General features: G+C 72.8%; 14 protein-coding genes. 12 read left to right on the forward strand and 2 right to left on the reverse strand.

Annotation, left to right across the window (positions count from 1 at the left end):
* The first annotated feature begins 58 nt into the window (after nt 1-58).
* Nucleotides 59-1,225 carry a DUF6777 domain-containing protein gene (locus tag E6P78_RS07685; protein ID WP_136202750.1) on the forward strand — a complete coding sequence of 389 codons (1,167 nt, stop codon included), beginning with the start codon at nt 59-61 and terminating at the stop codon, nt 1,223-1,225.
* 12 nt (nt 1,226-1,237) lie between these two features.
* Here the strand turns inward: E6P78_RS07685 and E6P78_RS07690 are convergent, their stop codons facing one another.
* Nucleotides 1,238-2,671, reverse strand: a complete 1,434-nt coding sequence (locus E6P78_RS07690) for a carotenoid oxygenase family protein (protein WP_136202751.1) — start codon at nt 2,669-2,671, stop codon at nt 1,238-1,240.
* Nucleotides 2,672-2,972: 301 nt separating this feature from the next.
* On the opposite strand from E6P78_RS07690, the gene E6P78_RS07695 reads away from it, so the two are divergent.
* Nucleotides 2,973-4,025 (forward strand): chitinase, encoded by a 1,053-nt coding sequence (locus E6P78_RS07695; protein WP_136202752.1) that lies wholly within the window; start codon nt 2,973-2,975, stop codon nt 4,023-4,025.
* 66 nt (nt 4,026-4,091) lie between these two features.
* On the opposite strand, the gene E6P78_RS07700 is transcribed toward E6P78_RS07695, so the two are convergent.
* Nucleotides 4,092-5,459: an FAD-dependent oxidoreductase gene (locus E6P78_RS07700; RefSeq protein ID WP_136202753.1), complete on the reverse strand. Its 1,368-nt coding sequence runs from the start codon at nt 5,457-5,459 to the stop codon at nt 4,092-4,094.
* 275 nt (nt 5,460-5,734) lie between these two features.
* Here E6P78_RS07700 and E6P78_RS07705 point away from each other — a divergent pair, with 275 nt between their 5' ends.
* From E6P78_RS07705 to E6P78_RS07750, 10 genes are all read left to right on the forward strand, one after another.
* Nucleotides 5,735-7,801 (forward strand): SpoIIE family protein phosphatase, encoded by a 2,067-nt coding sequence (locus E6P78_RS07705; RefSeq protein ID WP_206307748.1) that lies wholly within the window; start codon nt 5,735-5,737, stop codon nt 7,799-7,801.
* A gap of 149 nt (nt 7,802-7,950) precedes the next feature.
* Entirely contained in the window at nt 7,951-9,330 is a 1,380-nt protein-coding gene (locus E6P78_RS07710; protein ID WP_136202754.1) for a wax ester/triacylglycerol synthase family O-acyltransferase, read from the forward strand.
* Nucleotides 9,331-9,460: 130 nt separating this feature from the next.
* Nucleotides 9,461-10,444, forward strand: coding sequence for an aldo/keto reductase (locus E6P78_RS07715; RefSeq protein WP_136202874.1), 984 nt, complete (start codon nt 9,461-9,463; stop codon nt 10,442-10,444).
* A 1-nt stretch (nt 10,445) separates the two neighbouring features.
* On the forward strand, nt 10,446-10,757 hold the full coding sequence (locus tag E6P78_RS07720) for an L-rhamnose mutarotase (protein ID WP_136202755.1): 312 nt from the start codon (nt 10,446-10,448) through the stop codon (nt 10,755-10,757).
* A gap of 1 nt (nt 10,758) precedes the next feature.
* Nucleotides 10,759-11,616, forward strand: coding sequence for an amidohydrolase family protein (locus tag E6P78_RS07725; RefSeq protein ID WP_136202756.1), 858 nt, complete (start codon nt 10,759-10,761; stop codon nt 11,614-11,616).
* Between the two features lie 33 nt (nt 11,617-11,649).
* The gene (locus tag E6P78_RS07730) at nt 11,650-12,510 is read left to right on the forward strand and encodes a DNA-formamidopyrimidine glycosylase family protein (RefSeq protein WP_136202757.1); all 861 of its coding nucleotides are present in this window, start codon (nt 11,650-11,652) and stop codon (nt 12,508-12,510) included.
* A 41-nt stretch (nt 12,511-12,551) separates the two neighbouring features.
* A complete protein-coding gene (locus E6P78_RS07735) occupies nt 12,552-13,304 on the forward strand; it encodes a LytTR family DNA-binding domain-containing protein (RefSeq protein WP_136202758.1) in 753 nt (250 codons plus the stop codon).
* 64 nt (nt 13,305-13,368) lie between these two features.
* Nucleotides 13,369-13,731, forward strand: a complete 363-nt coding sequence (locus E6P78_RS07740) for a hypothetical protein (protein WP_136202759.1) — start codon at nt 13,369-13,371, stop codon at nt 13,729-13,731.
* On the forward strand, nt 13,728-15,209 hold the full coding sequence (locus tag E6P78_RS07745) for a cation acetate symporter (protein ID WP_136202760.1): 1,482 nt from the start codon (nt 13,728-13,730) through the stop codon (nt 15,207-15,209). Before E6P78_RS07740 ends, E6P78_RS07745 begins: the two co-directional genes overlap by 4 nt.
* A complete protein-coding gene (locus E6P78_RS07750; RefSeq protein ID WP_136202761.1) occupies nt 15,206-16,396 on the forward strand; it encodes a histidine kinase in 1,191 nt (396 codons plus the stop codon). The genes E6P78_RS07745 and E6P78_RS07750 overlap by 4 nt, the downstream gene beginning before the upstream one ends.
* Nucleotides 16,397-16,408 lie beyond the last annotated feature (12 nt).

A 16,408-nucleotide genomic window follows, 5' to 3' on the forward strand; every position in this document is an offset into this window, starting at 1 on the left:
GTGCGGCAGACATGAGGGGAGCGACCGGGAGACCGGTGACCAGGCAGGAGATTCCTTCGTGCACTCACGCATACGTCTGCGACGCGCTGTGTTCGCCCTCCTCTCCGCCGGCATCCTCCTCGCCGCGGGCTGCGCCCAGGAGACCTCCCCGCGCACCAGGACGGCCGCCGAGGACGTCCTCCTCCAGCCGGCCGCCGACCCCGGTCCCTCCCCGTTCACCGGTTCCACGGCGAGCACGCCCGGTCCGGCGCGCTCAGGTGGCGGCTCCTCGTCGGCGCCCGGCGACGGGAAACCGCTCACGCGCACCGGATCGACGCCCGGACTGTACGGCGGAACGCGCGCCGTCCCGTCCTGCGACGTCGAGACCCAGATCCGCATGCTCGCCGCCGACCCGGCCAGGGAAGAGGCCTTCGCGCGCACCGTGTCGGTCGCCCCTGCCCAGGTCCCCGCCTTCCTGCGCGCCCTGACGCCCGTCCTGCTGCGCGCCGACACGCTGGTCACCGGCCACGGCTTCCGCGCGGGCTCCGTCACCGCGTTCCGGTCCGTGCTTCAGGCGGGCACCGCGGTCATGGTCGACGGCCGCGGCCTCCCGCGCGTCCGCTGCGCCTGCGGCAACCCCCTGGACCCGCCGACCGGGGCGGCGGGCGTCTCGGCAGGCAAGGGGGCGCGCTGGGAGGGGTTCGACGCGGCGCGGACCGTCGTGATCGAGCCCGCCGCACGGCCCGTCCGCGAACTGGTGATCGTCGACGTGGAGCACCACACCTGGATCGCGCGGCCCTCGGGCGACGAGGGCGCCGGGGACCGGGAGCCCGCGGTGCCGCCGCCCTACGACCCCGGCACCGACATCACAGGGCCGCTCCCCGAGGCGCCGCCGACCGGCACGAAGGAGCCGCAGGCGCCGAAGAAGTCCGCGCGGCCCAAAAAGCCGGCGGACCCGACGCCGTCCCGCTCCCGGCCGCCCGGCGACTGCCCGACACCCGCTGAGCCGACGCCGCCCGGTGAGCCGGCGGCCGCCACCGGCCTGCCCGCCCGGTCGGCCGGGGAAACGAACTGCCCCACGCCCACCGGCGTCCCCTCCGACGCCCCCACCGACGGGTACCCGGACGAGCCCACCGAGCCGGAACCGGACGAGCCGCCGCAGGATCTGGTGCCGCCCATGACCGACGAGCCGCAGACGTCCATCCAGCTGCCCCGGCACGACGACGGCCCGGCGGCCCGGGGGTGAGGGGCGGCGGGCTCATTCCTCGGTCGGCAGCCAGTTCCCGTGCAGGCCCAGCGGGACGCGGACGGGGATGCGCACCCGGGCCACCGGGCCCGTCGTCGGGTCCTCGGACGGGATGACGAGCAGCCAACTGCTCGCGTCGGTACGGTCGGTGGCGTACGTCATCCAGTAGCCGCCCTCGCCGGGGGCGGTGCCCGGGACGGGGGCGAAGACCGGCTCGCCGACCGACAGGTTCCCGGCCCGCCACGCGAGGTGCGGGCCCGAGGGGTCGCTGCCGTCGTACCAGCGCAGCTCGTCGAACTCGCCCGGCAGCAGGTCCGGGTCGCCCGAATCCGCGGCCACGGCCAGCTGGCGGTGGCGGCGGCCGATCAGACGGTCGTCGGTGCGGGGGAGTTCCATCCGGGCGTCGTCCAGCACGGTGCGGCGCATGGTGCCCGCCTCGGGGTCGATGACCGCGCGCACCAGGCCCGCGTGGTTGGGCCGGCCGCCCTCGTCGGGCGTGCCCATGGCCAGGCGCGTCCACTGCACGTAGTCGAGCACCACGTTCCCGCCGTCGGGTTCGGTGTCGTACGCGTTGACCGTGTGCCACAGCCAGAAGGCGTCGTCGGAAGCCCAGCGCACCGGGCCGCCGTCGCGGGGGACCAGGGCGACCCGGGTGCCTCGTTCGGGGCGCCAGTCGATCATGGAGCCGCCGTTCATCGCCGCGTCGATGTCGAAGAACACGGGCGCCAGCACGATCACCAGGAAGCGCGGAGTCAGCGCCATGTCGTGGATCATCATCGGCTCGTCCACCCCGTCGATCGCGGTGGGGCCGCGCACCACCTCGCCGGTGGGGCCGATCGCCGACCAGGTGAGGTAGGGCGGCTCCAGGCCGTAGCAGAAGGCGAGCATCTCGCCGGTGACCGGGTCGGTCTTCGGGTGCGCCGTGATCCCGGCCGGCAGCGCCCCGCCGAACGTCTCCTTGCCGACGGTCCCCAGCTCCGGCGTCATCAGGAAGGGGCAGTCGGACTCGGCGAGGGCCAGCAGCCGTCCCGCGTGGCGCACCACGTTGATGTCGGGCATGTCCCGGAACGTGCCGGCCAACTCCGGCTCGACGTCCGGCACCCTGGGCAGGATCATCGACTCGATCCCGCCCCACAGCGCCAGCCCGGCCCGCTCCTCGGCGACCACGGCGGGTGTCCGCACGAACCGGTTGCGGTAGCGGGCCCGGCCGCCGGAGATCCATACCCCGTGCAACATGCCGTCCCCGTCGATCGGGTAGAGGTACGAACCGATCGGCGTGAAGCGGGGGTTGGGCCCGTTGCGCAGGAACACCCCGTCCAGCTCGTCCGGCAGTTGGCCCGTCACCTGGAGGTCCGCCTCGTCGACCTCCTCGGTGACCGGGGCGAAGCGGCCGGAGAGATGGACGACGCGGCTCGGGTCGAAGGCGTGTGCGGCATGTGCGGCCATGGCGGCCTCCCTCGCCGGGGTCGTGCGCACCCGGATGCGGGCCCGGGCTGACCCTTCATTCAAGCTCCGGCCCCGGCCCGCCGCAACGCGGAACGCGCGCTGCCCGCGCGGAATGTTCACCGAGCGCTACCCGGACCGGGTGCGCGAGCGGGCCCGGGACGCGCAAGCCTCCCGTGAGGCACACCGACCCCACTTTGGTCCAGACCTATTGACGGAAGGTCTGGACCACTTTACGTTGGGCGGCGTTCGCGATCCGGTTGCGTGTTGTCAGGGGCATGCCATTTCAGGAAGAGGTCCCGCCATGTTCGGTCGTACATCACGTCTGCTGGGGATCGGCCTCGCGGCGGCGTGCATCGTCCCGATGCTCGTCGCGGCCAAGCCGGCCTCCGCGCAGGAGGACACCTGTGCGGTCAAGTCGAAGCCCACGGGCAAGGTGCTCCAGGGGTACTGGGAGAACTGGGACGGCGCGTCCAACGGGGTGCATCCGCCGCTGGGCTGGATTCCGGTCACCGACAGCCGCATCCCGCAGCACGGCTACAACGTGATCAACGCGGCCTTCCCGGTCATCCTCTCGGACGGCACCGTCCGGTGGGAGGACGGGATGGACTCGACCGTCAAGGTCCCGACCCCGGCCGAGATGTGCCGGGCGAAGGCGTCCGGGCTCACCACCCTGATGTCGATCGGTGGCGCCACCGCCGGCATCGACCTCAGCTCCAGCGCCGTCGCCGACCGCTTCGTCGACACGGTGGTGCCGATCCTGAAGAAGTACAACTTCGACGGCATCGACATCGACATCGAGACCGGCCTCACCGGCACCGGCAACATCAACCAGCTGTCCGCCTCGCAGTCCAACCTGATCCGCATCATCGACGGCGTACTCGCGAAGATGCCGTCCAACTTCGGTCTGACCATGGCGCCCGAGACGGCGTACGTCACCGGCGGCAGCATCGTGTACGGCTCGATCTGGGGCGCCTACCTGCCCATCGTGAAGAAGTACGCGGACAACGGCCGGCTCTGGTGGCTGAACATGCAGTACTACAACGGCAGCATGTACGGCTGCTCCGGCGACTCGTACTCCGCCGGCACCGTGCAGGGCTTCACCGCGCAGACGGACTGCCTGAACAAGGGGCTCGTCATCCAGGGCACCACGATCAAGGTCCCCTACGACAAGCAGGTCCCCGGCCTGCCCGCCCAGCCCGGCGCCGGCGGCGGCTACATGGCGCCCGGCCTCGTCTCGCAGGCCTGGAACCACTACGGCAACAGCCTCAAGGGCCTGATGACCTGGTCGCTGAACTGGGACGGCTCCAAGAACTGGACCTTCGGCGACAACGTGAAGGCGCTCCAGGGACGCTGACGCCCCCGTCCGGCCAAGGCCCCGCACGCCCCGGTCCGGGGATGTACGGGGCCTTCGCCGGACTTCTCAGCTGCCGGCCTCCGAGGCGTCCAGCATGGCCTCGCGCTCCACGACCTTGATCCGCTCGCGGTCCTGCTCCGCACCCAGGGCGCGCTCGTGCGCGTCCAGGCGGTACCAGCCCTCGCGGGTGGTGTAGCGGACGCCGCGCGCATCGAGGAACGCGGTGACGGCCTCGGGCTCGGGCTGCGCCGGGGCGGGCAGCCGGCCCTCGGCGTGGTCCTCCAGCAGGCAGGCGACCGTCTCGTTGGCGTCGCCCTTGGTGTGACCGATCAGGCCGATCGGACCCCGCTTGATCCAGCCGGTGACGTACACCGACTCCATCGGCTCCCCGCCCGCGAGGACCCTTCCGGCGGCGTGCGGCACCGTGCCGGACGCGACGTCGAAGGGCAGCTTCGGCAGCTCCTGCGAGTAGTAGCCCACGGCCCGGTAGACGCTCTGCACGTCCCAGTCGTGGAAGGTGCCGGTGCCGCGCACATTGCCCGTGCCGTCCAGCTCCGTGCGCTCGGTGCGCAGCCCGGTGACCCGGCCGTCCTCGCCGAGGATCTCCACGGGGGACTCGAAGAAGTGCAGGAAGAGCTTGTGCGGCCGGTCGCCGACGTCGCGGATCGCCCAGTTCTCCAGCGTGGAGGCGACCATGTTGGCCTGCTTGTTCCCGCGCCGGGTCTCGATCGAACCCGCGTCGTAGTCGATGTCCTCGGGGTTGACGATGACCTCGATGTTCGGCGAGTGGTCCAGCTCCCGCAGCTCCATGGGGCTGAACTTGGCCTGCGCCGGACCGCGCCGCCCGAAGACGTGCACCTCCAGCGCCTTGTTCGCCTTCAGGCCGTCGTAGACGTTGGCGGGGATCTCCGTCGGCAGCAGCTCGTCGGCGGTCTTGGCCAGGATGCGGGCCACGTCCAGGGCGACGTTGCCGACGCCCAGCACGGCGACCTTCTCGGCCTCCAGCGGCCAGGTGCGCGCCACGTCCGGGTGGCCGTCGTACCAGGAGACGAAGTCGGCGGCCCCGTACGAACCGTCCAGATCGTTGCCCGGGATGTCCAGGGCGCGGTCCGCGTCGGCGCCGGTGGAGAAGATCACCGCGTCGTAGAAGGTCCGCAGCTCGTCGAGGCCCAGGTCGTTCGGGTAGTCGACGTTGCCGAAGAGGCGCAGCTGCGGCTTGTCCAGCACCTGGTGCAGCGCCTGCACGATGCCCTTGATGCGCGGGTGGTCGGGGGCCACGCCGTAGCGGATCAGGCCGAAGGGTGCGGGCATCCGCTCGAACAGGTCGATGGAGACGCCCGGGTCGGCGGCGGCGTCGGATTTGAGCAGCGCGTCCGCTGCGTAGATGCCGGCGGGACCGGCTCCGACGATGGCGACGCGGACGGGGCGTGTCATGGCGAGCTGTTCCTTCGAACGGATGAGCAGAAGCAGGGCCGGGTTAGTAAGGCAAGGCTTAGTCGACCCTGCCGCACACGTTAGCCGCTGCTCCTGCCCGGTTCCGGGGCGGGGGCCGTGTTACCAGGTGGTATTCGGCCCCCGGTTCCGCCGCCCGGCGCCGGAATTCCCTGGAAACCGGGCCTTCCGGACCTGTCGCAAATGTGTTCCATTGCACATTCACCAGATGGACGGTTCGGTCGAGGATTCGGACAAATGGTGGCAGAGTGACGCGCATGGATGATCGGGTAGCGGGTGCCCTGTCACTCCCGGACGACTGGCCCGCCCACCCGGATCTCAGCCTCGCCCTGAACCGAATGGGCAGCTTCGACTGGGATCTCGACAGCGGCCTCATGCACATGGACCGGGCCGCCCTCGACGTGTTCGACCTGGGGGCCGACGAGTACGACGACCGGCCGGAGACGCTCGGGCAGCGCGTGCCGCCCGACGAGGGCGTCCGGCTCGACGCCATGGTGTCGCAGGCACTCAAGAGCGGCCGCGGCAACTACGGCGCCTACTTCCGCGTGCAACGGCGCGACGGGACGCTGCGCTGGGCGCACACCCAGGGCTTCGTCCGGCGCGACGACACCGGACGGCCGCGCCGCATCATCGGCATCGTCAGGGACGCCACCCAGGAGCTCGCCGACTCCACCGCCCGCCGCGAACTGGACAAGGAGCTGCGCCGCCGGACCAGCCTCGTGGACGCCACCACGGCGGCGCTGGCCCACGCCCGCACGGTCAAGGACGTCATCGAGGTCCTGAAGAAGTCCGAGGGGCTGGCCCTGCTCGGCGCGACCAGCCTGGTCATGGGGCTGATCGAGGCCGGCCGCATCCACCTGGTGGCCGACGGGCCGGAGGGATCGTTCGTCCCGGGCACGCGCTACACCCGGACGGACGAGCAGTACCCGATGAGCGAGGTCGTGCGCACGCTCGGCCCCCGCTTCATCGAGTCGGCCGAGGACTTCGCCGCCTCCTACCCCGGCCTGTGGCCCCACATCAGCCACCTCGGCATCACCTCGGCCGCATACCTGCCGCTGATCGCCCAGGCCCGGCCCATCGGCGCGCTCGGCCTGCTCTACAGCGGCAAGGACGGCTTCACCGCCGACGAACGCAACCTCCTGCTCGCCCTCGGCAGCTCCATCGCCCAGAGCCTCCAGCGCGCCATGCTCTACGAACAGGAGCACGACCTCGCCGAAGGGCTCCAGCAGGCCATGCTGCCGCGCCGGATTCCCGACGTGCCGGGCGCCCAGATCGCCGTGCGCTACCGCTCGGCCCGGCTGGGCCGGGACATCGGCGGCGACTGGTACGACGTCATCCCGCTGCCCGGCGGCCGGGTCGGCGCCGTCATCGGCGACGTCCAGGGCCACGACACGCACGCGGCCGCCGTGATGGGACAGCTGCGCATCGTGCTGCGGGCGTACGCCGCCGAGGGACACAGCCCCGCCACGGTCATGGCGCGGGCCTCCGTCTTCCTGCACGAACTCGACACCGACCGCTTCGCGACCTGCATCTACGCCGAGGCCGACCTGACCACCGGGGTGATCCAGCTGGTCCGGGCCGGCCACGTGGACCCGCTGCTGCGCGACACCGACGGGAGCTGCCGCAGGGTGCCGTCCGAGGGCGGGCTGCCGCTGGGGCTCTCCGCCGAGTTCGGTCGGCTGGAGTATCCGGTCGGCACGGTCGAGCTGGACCCGGGGCAGACCATGGTCCTGTTCACCGACGGCCTGGTGGAGCTGCCCGGCGTCGACCTGGACGAGGGTACGCAGCTGCTCGCCGACCTGATCAGGAGCGGCCCGCGGGACCTCCAGCAGCTGGCCGACCGGCTCTGCGCGTCGGTGGACGAGCGCGGCGGCGAGGACGACGTCGCGGTGCTGTTCCTGCGCCGCAAGGCCGTACACGCCCCACATTCCGGCGGCCGGCTCCAGCAGCACGTCGCCCAGAGCGACCCGGAAGCGCTCACCTCGGCGCGCCACATGATCCGCGCGGCGGTACGGGCCTGGGGCGCCAAGGACCGGGCCGACGAGGTCGAGCTGGCTGCCGACGAGCTGACCACCAACGCCCTGATGCACACCGACGGCGGCGCGATCGTCACCATCCGGGTGCTCACCGGCCCCGAGCGGCGGCTCCGGGTCGACGTGGAGGACCGGTCGAGCGCGCTGCCGCGCCGCCGGGACGCCGGCGAGTCGGGGGTCTCCGGGCGCGGGCTGATGCTGGTCGACCAGCTCGCGGACGCCTGGGGCGTCGAGTCCCGCGGCACCGGCAAGTGCGTCTGGTGCGAGTTCGTCATTCCGCCACGCGGCTGACCCGGCCCGCGCGCCGCCCGGACGGAGGGCGGGTTGAGCGGAACCGGCATGTAACGGAACGTAACGTGGTCGTACTTGACCGTAATGAACCGCGAGGGATCGGCTGCATCGTGGTCGGTATCCGTCTTCTTCGATGACATGAGGACCCGTTGGGCACTGAGCTACTGGCACCTCTCGATCTCGCCTTCTGGCACCTGGAGTCCGCTGCCCACCCCATGCACCTCGGCGCGCTCGCCGTGTTCTCCCCGCCGCCGGGCGGGGCCCCCGGCCCCGACGCGCTCCTCGAACTGCTCGGCTCCCGGACCGCGGCGATTCCCCGGCTGCGCATGCGGGTACGGGACGTGCTGCTGCCCGTCGGCGGCGCGGCCTGGTTCGCAGACAAGGACTTCGACGTGCACCGCCACGTCACGCGCGTCACGCTGTCCGCCGAGGGGCCCGAACCCGAGGGCGGGGGCTTCATGCCGGCGGCGACCCGGCTCGCGGGCGAGCTCATGGAGCGGCCCCTGCGGCGGGGGCTGCCGCCCTGGGAGATGTACCTCATCGAGGGTGGAACCGGCGCCCCCTTCGCGGTGCTGGTCAAGCTCCATCACGCGCTGGCCGACGGCATGCGGGCGGTCGCCATCGGGGCCGGGATCTTCGACGAGATCGCCTCGGCGACGGCCCGCCCCCCGTCCGCCCGGCCGCGCCCCGTGCCGCCCCGCTCCTGGATGCCGGGCCCGCGCCAGGTCGCGGGGCTCGCCCTCGGCCGCATCGAGGACCTCGGCCGGGCCTTCGGCGTCGGCGCGTCACTGGTGCGGGCGGGCCGCCTCGATCCGCGCGGCGCACCGGCGCTCAGGGCCGGGTCCAGCGGCACCCGGCGGCTGGCCACGGCCGACCTCGACCTCGAAACAGTGCGGCGAATCCGCCGGGCCTCCGGCGGCACGGGCAACGATGTGCTGCTCGCGGTCGTGGCGGGCGGGCTGCGCCGCTGGATGCTGGAGCGCGGCGAGTCCCTGCCCGGCGACGACCCGCGCGCCCTGGTCCCCGTCTCCCGCCGCCGGCCGGGCGGTGCGGCCGCCGCGACCGGCAACCGGCTCTCCGCCTATCTCCTCGGCCTCCCCGTCTCCGAGGCCGACCCCTGGCAGCGGCTGCGGGCCGTGCGCGCGGCGATGGAGCGCAACAAGGCGGCGGGGCCGCTGCGGGGAGCCGGCGCGGTCGCCGTGCTGGCCGACCAACTTCCCCCGCTGGCCCACCGTTTCGGCGCCCCGCTCGCGGGGAACGCGGCCCGGATGCTCTTCGACGTCCTGGTCACCAGCGTGCCCCTGCCGCGCTCGCGGCTCTCGCTGGCCGGCTGCCCACTGAGCGCCCTCTACCCGATGGCGCCGCTGGCCCGGGGCCAGTCCATGGCCGTCGCGCTGACCACGTACGGTGCGCGCGTGCACATCGGTCTGGTGGCCGACGGCAAGGCGCTCCCGGATCTGGAGCGGCTGACGCGGTGCGTCGAGGAGGAGGCGGCCGAACTCGTCGCGGAGGCGAGGGAAAGGCGGTGACCGCCGCCATAGGTCGGAGAGGTCACCTCCCCTCCAGTCGCATTTGATAGCCGCAAGGGTGTTGACGCGCCCAAGTGATCCGATGAATATTCGCTGTGTGGCAACGATCATTGAGCAGGGCGGCGGAGGAATGCGGCGCAACAGGGTGGGAAGCAGCGCGGTGGAAGTCACCGCACTCTCCTTCGGTGCGGCCGCCATCGGCAACCTCTACAGCGCGGTGGAGCCGGAGCGGGCCGCGGCGACCGTCGACGCCGCCTGGGAGGCCGGCATCCGCTACTTCGACACCGCCCCGCACTACGGGCTCGGCCTCTCCGAACGGCGCCTGGGCGAAGCCCTGCGGCACCGCCCACGGGACGCCTACACGCTCTCCACCAAGGTCGGCCGGGTGCTCGACCCGCTCTCCGCCGCGGAGACCGCCGCCGCCGAAGGGCTCTCCGAGGGCTTCGCCGTACGCGCCACGCACCGCCGCCGCTGGGACTTCAGCGCCGCCGGGGTCCGCCGCAGCATCGAGGACAGCCTGGAGCGCCTCGGCCTCGACCGCATCGACATCGCCTACCTCCACGACCCCGACGACCACGCGGAAGCCGCCTTCCACGAGGCGTACCCGGAACTGGAGAGGCTGCGCGCCGAAGGGGTCGTCGGGGCGATCGGCGCCGGCATGAACCAAACCGCGATGCTCACCCGCTTCGTCCTCGACACCGACGTCGACGTGGTCCTGTGCGCGGGCCGCCACACCCTCCTCGACCAGTCGGCGCTGACGGACCTGCTGCCGGCCGCCGCCGCACGCGGCCGCAGCGTCGTCGTCGGCGGGGTCTTCAACTCCGGGCTCCTCGCCGACCCGCGCCCCGGCGCGACCTACGACTACGCCACCGCCCCGCTGAACCTGCTGGACCGGGCCCTGCACCTGAAGGGCGTCACCGAGGCCCACGGCGTGCCGCTGCGTGCCGCCGCCCTGCACTACCCGCTCACCCACCCGGCCGTCGCCGGCATCCTCGTCGGCACCCGCTCCCCGGACGAGGTGCGCGACGCCGCCGCGCAGCTGAGCCGGGAGATCCCCGACGCCCTCTGGGACGACCTGCGCGACCAGGGCCTGCTGCCCGGGAACGGACACTGACATGCGTATAGCCCTGCACACCAAGGTCCGCGCCGACCGCATCACCGCGTACGAGGCCGCGCACCGCGAGGTCCCGCCCGAGCTGACCCGCGCGATCCGGGCCGCGGGCGCCGGCTCCTGGACGATCTGGCGCAGCGGCACCGACCTGTTCCACCTCATCGAGTGCGACGACTACGCCCGCCTCCTCGCCGAGCTGGAGCACCTGCCCGTCAACGTCGCCTGGCAGGCCAGGATGGACGAACTCCTGGACGTCGCGCACGACTACTCGACCGACGGCGCCGAAGCCGGGCTCCCCGTCGTCTGGGAACTGTGAGATGACCGCCCGGCCAGGTGTCGTCGACGCCCACCACCATGTGTGGGACCTCTCGGTGCGCGACCAGGACTGGATCACCGACGAGGAGCTGGCGCCCCTGCGCCGCGACTTCACCCTCGCCGACCTGGAGCCCGAGGCGCGCGCGGCCGGGGTGCGGGCGACCGTGCTGGTCCAGACCGTCACCGTGGCCGAGGAGACCCCCGAATTCCTGGCGCTCGCCGACGGCAGCGAGCTGGTCGCCGGCGTCGTCGGCTGGAGCGACCTCACCGCCCCGGACATCGCCGACACCCTGGCCGCCCTGCGCGAACTCCCCGGCGGCGACCGGCTAGTCGGCCTGCGCCACCAGGTCCAGGGCGAACCCGACCCCGACTGGCTGCTGCGGCCCGACGTGCTGCGCGGCCTGGCCGCGGTGGCCGATGCCGGGCTCGTCTACGACCTGGTGGTCCTCCCGCACCAGCTGCCCGCCGCCACCCGCGCGGCCGCCCTGCTGCCCGGACTCGTCCTCGTACTCGACCACGCCGGCAAACCGCCCATCGCCGCAGGACGCTCGCACCCCTGGGCCGGCGACCTGAGGGCGCTCGCCGCCCTCCCCAACACCGTCTGCAAACTCTCCGGGCTGGTCACCGAGGCGGACCCGCGCACCTGGAGCGTGGCGGACCTGCGCCCGTACGCCGAGACCGTCATCGACGCCTTCGGGCCCGCCCGCCTCATGTTCGGCTCCGACTGGCCGGTCTGCCGGCTCGCGGCGACGTACACCGAGGTCCTGGACACCGCTCGCACCCTGATCGAGGGCCTGGGCGACGAGGAGCGGGAGGCCGTACTCGCCACCACAGCCGAACGGGTGTACGGCCTCCGGTAGGCGCCCCGGGCGCGGCTGCGGCAGGCTGGAACCATGCCCGAACTGCCGGAAGTCGAAGCCCTGCGGCTCTTCCTCGACGACCACCTGGTCGGCAAGGAGATCGACCGCGTCCTGCCGCTCGCCATCAGCGTCCTGAAGACGTACGACCCGCCCCTCACCGCCCTGCACGGCGGGACGGTCACGGACGTGAGCCGGCACGGCAAGTTCCTCGACATCGGCGTCGGACCGCTGCACCTGATCACCCACCTCGCCCGGGCCGGCTGGCTCCGCTGGAAGGACGGCTTCCCCGACGCCCCGCCCCGCCCCGGCAAGGGCCCCCTCGCGCTGCGTACCGTCCTCACCACGGGCGACGGCTTCGACCTGACCGAGGCCGGCACCACCAAACGCCTCGCCGTCCACCTCGTGCGCGACCCGGCCGAGGTGCCCGGGATCGCCCGGCTCGGGCCCGACCCGCTCGCCCCCTCCTTCGACCGGGACGCGTTCGCCGCACTGCTCGACGGGGAACGCCGCCAGATCAAGGGCGCCCTGCGCGACCAGTCGCTCATCGCCGGCATCGGCAACGCCTACAGCGACGAGATCCTGCACGTCGCGAAGATGTCGCCGTTCAAGCTCACCGCCAATCTCACCGACGAGGAGATCACCCGGCTGTACACGGCCCTGCGCACCACGCTGGAGGACGCCGTCACCCGCTCCGGCGGGGTGGAGGCGGGCCGCCTCAAGGCCGAGAAGAAGAGCGCGATGCGCGTCCACGGACGCACCGGCCAGGCCTGCCCGGTCTGCGGGGACACCATCCGCGAGGTGTCCTTCAGCGACTCCTCGCTCCAGTACTGCCCGACCTGCCAGACCGGCGGCAAACCACTCGCGGACCGCCGCCTCTCCAAGCTGCTCAAGTAGCGGCGCCCACACGTCAGAAGCAGGCCCTACACTCCGGCCTCATGCTCCGCGTACTCGCCGTCGACGACGAAGAACCCGCACTGGAGGAACTCCTCTACCTCCTGCGCGCCGACCCCCGCATCCGCAGCGCCGAAGGAGCCACCGGGGCCACCGAAGCGCTGCGCCGCATCGGCAGCGCCGTCGACGCCGGGCCCGACGACCCGTCCGCCATCGACGTCGTCTTCCTCGACATCCACATGGCCGGCCTGACCGGGCTCGACGTCGCCCAGCTGCTGGCCGGCTTCGCCGCGCCCCCGCTCATCGTCTTCGTCACCGCCCACGAGGGCTTCGCCGTACACGCCTTCGACCTCAAGGCCGTCGACTACGTCCTCAAACCCGTGCGCCGCGAACGCCTCGCCGAGGCCGTGCGCCGCGTCGCCGAGCAGGTCGGCGACCGCTCCGCACCCGTCCACGACACCGCCCACGACCAGATCCCCGTCGAACTGGGCGGCGTCATCCGCTTCATCCCGATCGACGACATCGCCTACGCCGAGGCCCAGGGCGACTACGCCCGGCTGCACACCGCCACCGGCAGCCACCTCGTGCGCGTCCCCCTCACCACCCTGGAGGAGCGCTGGCGCACCCGCGGATTCGTCCGCATCCACCGCCGCCACCTCGTGGCGCTCGGCCGGATCGACGAACTGCGCCTGGACGCCGGAAGCATGAGCGTGCGCATCGGCACCGCCGAGCTCGCCGTCAGCCGCCGCCACACCCGCGCGCTGCGCGATCTGCTGATGCGCCGGACCGGCCGCTGACCAGCGCCTACCCGGCCCGAAACCCCTTCCCAGCGAGGCCGGGGGCTGCGTACACTCCGGCCCCATGTCCGCAGAGTCCACACCCCGGCGCGAAGTGGTGACGGGGGAGCCCCGGCGGGTGCGCCCGCTGCCGCGCTACCGCACCCAGTCGGAGATCGACGAGCAGACCGCACTCGGCGGCGCGTACGTCCGCTCGCTGATGCGCGGGCAGTTGCGGGCGGGGCTCACCGCCTTCGCCGTGCTCGCCGTCGTCGTCGGCACCCTGCCCCTCGTCTTCGAGGCCCTGCACAGCTCCGCGGTCGTCTGGGCCGTCCTCGGCTTCGCCGCCTACCCGCCGCTCACCCTGCTCGCCTGGTGGTACGTGCGCCGAGCCGAGCGCAACGAGAGCGACTTCGCCCGGCTCGTGGAAGGCCGCCCCGCCCCGTGAGCCGCACGTACGCGGTGGCGGCCGTCGCCGTCGTCGTCCTGGCCACCGTCCTCGTCGGCGGATTCGGGCTGCGGATCTCCCGCACGACCTCCGACTTCTACGTCGCCTCGCGCACCGTGCGCCCCCGGCTGAACGCCGCCGCGATCAGCGGCGAATACCTCTCCGCCGCCTCCTTCCTCGGCATCGCCGGACTCGTACTCGTCCACGGGCCCGACATGCTCTGGTACCCGGTCGGCTACACCGCCGGGTATCTGGTGCTGCTGGTCTTCGTCGCCGCGCCGCTGCGCCGCTCGGGGGCGTACACCCTGCCCGACTTCGCCGAAGGACGCCTGGAGTCGCGGCAGGTGCGCAGGATCGTCAGCGTCCTCGTCGTCGGCGCCGGCTGGCTCTACCTCGTCCCCCAGCTCCAGGGCGCCGGACTCACCCTCAAGATCCTCACCGGGGCGCCCGGCTGGCTCGGCGACGTACTGGTGGCCGCCGTGGTCGTCCTCGCCGTCGCGGCCGGCGGCATGCGCTCCATCACCTTCGTACAGGTCTTCCAGTACTGGCTGAAACTGACCGCCCTCCTCGTCCCGGCGATCTTCCTGGTGCTGGCCTGGCAGGGCGACGGACAGCCCCGCATCACCTTCGACGAACAGCTCTCCGCCTTCCGCGCCGACCACCCGCTCTACGCGACCTACGGCCTCATCGTCGCCACCTTCCTCGGCACGATGGGCCTGCCGCACGTCGTCGTCCGCTTCTACACCAGCCCCAACGGCCGCGACGCCCGCCGCACCACCGTCGCAGTCCTCGCCCTGATCGGCGTGTTCTACCTCCTGCCGCCCGTCTACGGAGCACTCGGCCGCCTCTACGCCCCCGAACTCATCCACGGCGGCGACGCGGACGCCGCCGTGCTGCTGCTGCCCGGCCGGGTCATCGGCGGGCTCGGCGGCGACCTGCTCGGCGCGCTCGTCGCCGGCGGCGCGTTCGCCGCGTTCCTGTCCACCGCGTCCGGACTGACCATGGCCGTCGCCGGGGTCATCACCCAGGACGTGCTGCCCTCGCGCGGGGTACGGCACTTCCGGCTGGCCACCGTCCTCGCCATCTCCCTCCCGCTGGCCGGCTCGCTGATGGTCAGCCGGGTCCCCGTCGCCGACTCCGTGGGCATGGCCTTCGCCGTCTCCGCGTCCTCCTTCTGCCCGCTCCTGGTCCTCGGCATCTGGTGGCGCCGGCTCACCCCGCCCGGCGCCGTCGCGGGCCTCCTGCTGGGCGGCGGCTCCGCGCTGCTGTCCGTCGCCATCACGGTCAGCGGCGCGGTCCGCCCGCCCGGCTGGCCGCACGCCCTGCTCGCCTGGCCCGCCGTCTGGTCCGTGCCCGTCGGCTTCCTCGCCATGATCCTGGTCTCGCTCGCCACCCCCGGCCGGATACCCCCCGGCACCAACGCCGCCATGACCCGCTTCCACCTGCCCGAAGCCCTCACATCCGGGAGGCACCGGTGACCGGGGCCGGATACGCCGTCGTCGTCCTGCTCGCCCTGCTCCTGCTCGGCGGCGGCCTCCTGCTCGGCCGGCGCACCGCCAGACCCGTACGCACCAGCGACGTGGGCACGCCCGTGGAGCACGCCACCTTCGAGACGCTGCACACCGCGTCCCTGGCCGCGCCCCCGCTGCGCGCCGGGCTCACCGAGGACAGCGCCCGCAGGTCCGCCCGCAGGCTGCGCTCCCTGCTCGGCACGGACGCCCTGTGCCTCACCGACCGCGACGGGGTCCTGGTCTGGGACGGCGAGGGCGACCACCACGGCCGGCACGTCATGGAACAGGTCGCCGGCGTCCTGGAAACCGGCCGCGACACCGCCTTCCGCAGCGACTGCGACGACCTGGACTGCCCGCTGAAATGGGCCGTCGCCGTGCCCCTCACCGTCGACCACCGGGTGCTCGGCAGCCTCGTCGCCTACGCCCCGCGCGAGTCCGCCGTCCTGGCCCGGGCGGCCGGCGAGGTCGCCCGCTGGGTCTGCGTCCAGCTGGAACTCGCCGAACTCGACCGCTCGCGCACCCAGCTCATCGAGGCCGAGATCAGGGCCCTGCGCGCGCAGATCTCCCCGCACTTCATCTTCAACTCACTGGCCGCCATCGCCTCCTTCGTCCGCACCGACCCCGAGAAGGCGCGCGAACTGCTCCTGGAGTTCGCGGACTTCACCCGCTACTCCTTCCGCAGCCACGGCGACTTCACCACCCTCGCCGACGAGCTGCACTCCATCGACCAGTACCTCGCCCTGGTCCGGGCCCGCTTCGGTGAACGGCTCTCCGTCACCCTCCAGGTCGCCCCCGAGGTGCTGCCCGTCGCCCTGCCCTTCCTCTGCCTCCAGCCGCTCGTCGAGAACGCCGTCAAACACGGCCTCGAAGGCGCCGTCACCTCCAGCCGCATCACCATCAGCGCCCTGGACGCCGGCTCCGAGGCCGAGGTCGTCATCGAGGACGACGGCACCGGCATGGACCCCCAGCGGCTGCGCCACATCCTGCGCGGCGAGGGCGGCAACTCCACCGGCATCGGCCTGCTCAACGTGGACGAACGGCTGCGCCAGGTGTACGGGGACGACTACGGCCTCGTCATCGAGACGGGCATCGGTGCCGGGATGCGGATCACCGTACGGTTGCCGAAGTACCGTGCCGGGGTGCACGGTTCCTGACCGGCCGGCCCG

The organism is Streptomyces sp. A0958 (genome assembly GCF_004795035.1).
In the GTDB taxonomy this organism is placed as follows: domain Bacteria; phylum Actinomycetota; class Actinomycetes; order Streptomycetales; family Streptomycetaceae; genus Streptomyces.

Bases quoted from the DNA above. Each gene is read 5' to 3' on its own strand.
- E6P78_RS07715 (WP_136202874.1), top strand. From the start codon at position 9,461: ATGCGGCGCAACAGGGTGGGAAGCAGCGCGGTGGAAGTCACCGCACTC.
- E6P78_RS07735 (WP_136202758.1), top strand. From the start codon at position 12,552: ATGCTCCGCGTACTCGCCGTCGACGACGAAGAACCCGCACTGGAGGAA.
- E6P78_RS07740 (WP_136202759.1), top strand. From the start codon at position 13,369: ATGTCCGCAGAGTCCACACCCCGGCGCGAAGTGGTGACGGGGGAGCCC.
- E6P78_RS07725 (WP_136202756.1), top strand. From the start codon at position 10,759: ATGACCGCCCGGCCAGGTGTCGTCGACGCCCACCACCATGTGTGGGAC.
- E6P78_RS07705 (WP_206307748.1), top strand. From the start codon at position 5,735: ATGGATGATCGGGTAGCGGGTGCCCTGTCACTCCCGGACGACTGGCCC.
- E6P78_RS07700 (WP_136202753.1), bottom strand. From the start codon at position 5,459: ATGACACGCCCCGTCCGCGTCGCCATCGTCGGAGCCGGTCCCGCCGGC.
- E6P78_RS07730 (WP_136202757.1), top strand. From the start codon at position 11,650: ATGCCCGAACTGCCGGAAGTCGAAGCCCTGCGGCTCTTCCTCGACGAC.
- E6P78_RS07695 (WP_136202752.1), top strand. From the start codon at position 2,973: ATGTTCGGTCGTACATCACGTCTGCTGGGGATCGGCCTCGCGGCGGCG.
- E6P78_RS07720 (WP_136202755.1), top strand. From the start codon at position 10,446: ATGCGTATAGCCCTGCACACCAAGGTCCGCGCCGACCGCATCACCGCG.
- E6P78_RS07690 (WP_136202751.1), bottom strand. From the start codon at position 2,671: ATGGCCGCACATGCCGCACACGCCTTCGACCCGAGCCGCGTCGTCCAT.